The sequence below is a fragment of the Nitrososphaera sp. genome (genome assembly GCF_050748925.1).
Lineage (GTDB): Archaea > Thermoproteota > Nitrososphaeria > Nitrososphaerales > Nitrososphaeraceae > Nitrososphaera.
Map to the genome: position 1 here is coordinate 1 of NZ_JBOGQF010000220.1, position 1,708 is coordinate 1,708.

The 1,708-nt window shown below is 54.9% G+C and carries 3 protein-coding genes; 2 read left to right on the top strand and 1 reads right to left on the bottom strand.

Annotated features, from left to right (window positions below):
- Nucleotides 1-45: 45 nt before the first annotated feature.
- Nucleotides 46-225: a hypothetical protein gene (locus tag ACREAY_RS11700; RefSeq protein WP_431755945.1), complete on the bottom strand. Its 180-nt coding sequence runs from the start codon at nucleotides 223-225 to the stop codon at nucleotides 46-48.
- A gap of 40 nt (nucleotides 226-265) precedes the next feature.
- On the opposite strand from ACREAY_RS11700, the gene ACREAY_RS11705 reads away from it, so the two are divergent.
- Both ACREAY_RS11705 and ACREAY_RS11710 read left to right on the top strand, forming a co-directional pair.
- On the top strand, nucleotides 266-1,096 hold the full coding sequence (locus ACREAY_RS11705) for a class I SAM-dependent methyltransferase (protein ID WP_431755946.1): 831 nt from the start codon (nucleotides 266-268) through the stop codon (nucleotides 1,094-1,096).
- A 99-nt stretch (nucleotides 1,097-1,195) separates the two neighbouring features.
- A complete protein-coding gene (locus ACREAY_RS11710) occupies nucleotides 1,196-1,576 on the top strand; it encodes a hypothetical protein (protein WP_431755947.1) in 381 nt (126 codons plus the stop codon).
- Nucleotides 1,577-1,708 lie beyond the last annotated feature (132 nt).

Below are 1,708 nucleotides of genomic sequence, written 5' to 3' on the forward strand. Positions count from 1 at the left end.
TTCTTGCCACGTAAATGAAAAACAGTTTTTCTGCTGCCAAGGCCGTCACTGAGGGTCGCCGTGCATGTGGCCGCCGCAGCTGCAGTTGTGCTCGCCTTCGCCCCCGACCCATCCCCCTTTTTCCTGTTCAGGGTGGCTCTTGCTCATGTGCTTCATCAGGCGATAATTGGAATCAAACGAGTCGCCGCAGACCGCGCATGTCAAAAGAAGGCGAAATTCCTTCAACACGACATGATTAATTAGTAAGGCATTAAAAGTTTTGTCTGTGTACGACCCGGTCAAGTACAAGCAGGGCGCGATTGACAACTGGAACAAAGTCGCCTCGGATTACCACAACGAGTGGGCCGGCGCCGAGCGCGGGCCTTTCCAGTCTACCAGAGAGCTCGTGGCGGCAGCAGGCGTAAAAGAAGGCCACAGCGTGCTTGACCTGGCCTGCGGCACTGGCGCAGTTTCAGCGCAGGTCGCGGCGCGCCTCGGGCCTTCTGGCGCGCTCGTCGGCATCGATTTTTCAAGAGGGGCGCTAGACATAGCAAAGGCAGGCGTCCCGGCCGGCCATTTCGCAGAGATGGACGCAGAAAGCATCGGCCTCGCCACGAAATTTGACAGGGTGCTGTGCCAGTACGCGCTCATGTTTTTCCCCGAGCCTGCAAGGGTGATTGGGCAGGTCGCCTCGCTCTTGAAAAATGGCGGCAGGCTTGCCGTCGCCGTGCACGGGACTGCCAGGGGCGTACCGTATTTCAGCACAATAATGGGGCCGGTGCTGAGGCACATCCCAGACATCAGGCCCGACGGGACGCCGACCGTGCACCGCTTCGGCGAGCCTGCAGACCTTGAGCGGCTGCTGGCGTCTGCAGGCTTTGTCGACGTCGCAGTCAAAAAATTCGTCTTTAGCTATAACGCGGGCACTTTTGACGACTATTGGTCTGACTACATGTCCACCACTGCAGCCTCGATGCGCTCCAGGATAGAGGCGAAAGGAGACGAGGTTGTTGCAGCGATAAGAAAAGAGGCAAAAGAAAGGGCAGAGCCTTTTACCCGCAATGGCACGGTAGACTTTCCCTGGGACGTTCTGGTAGCAACAGGCACCAGGCTATAGACGGTCACGGCATTAGAAAATAAAGATGTACAGTATACCATGATTATAGAAGGTAATTCCTGAACCGATAAATAGAAAACGCCACACTCTACCTGAGACATGGGACCATTAACATCCGAGTTTTTACTTTCACAGGATGAAAACATCCTGGCAGTCAGCCTGATGGATGCTGACTTTAACCTAGTAGAGGCTTCTTCAACCAGCGCTTTCAACGAGCGGTTTGTAGTGCCTGACAAGATGCAGAGGGGCGCAAGCGTGTGGGCCGCGATAATGTTTGGCATCGCCGAGCTTGTAGACGACTCATTCGGAAAGACAAGGTGCATGACTGTGGATCACGACTTTGCCAAGTTGATAATTGTGCAGGTTCCGTCAAAGGGGTTCGTCGGCCTTGTCCTCACCCGCTCTGCCAACGCGGATTACATCATGCTCAAGGTCACGTCTGCCCTCGATATCCACCGCGGCATTGAAAGGTACGCATGACTACATGTCGTGCTCTACTTTCTGGTGTTCGCCCAGCTTGTCAAGGCTGTCAAAATCCTTCTTGCAAATGTCGCAGGTCAACGGGTTCAGGTTGGGCTCGTTATAATCCACGCCGGGTTCTCCCTGGTCCAT

Coding starts and splice junctions, on each gene's coding strand:
- ACREAY_RS11710 (WP_431755947.1), top strand. CDS start 1,196: ATGGGACCATTAACATCCGAGTTTTTACTTTCACAGGATGAAAACATC.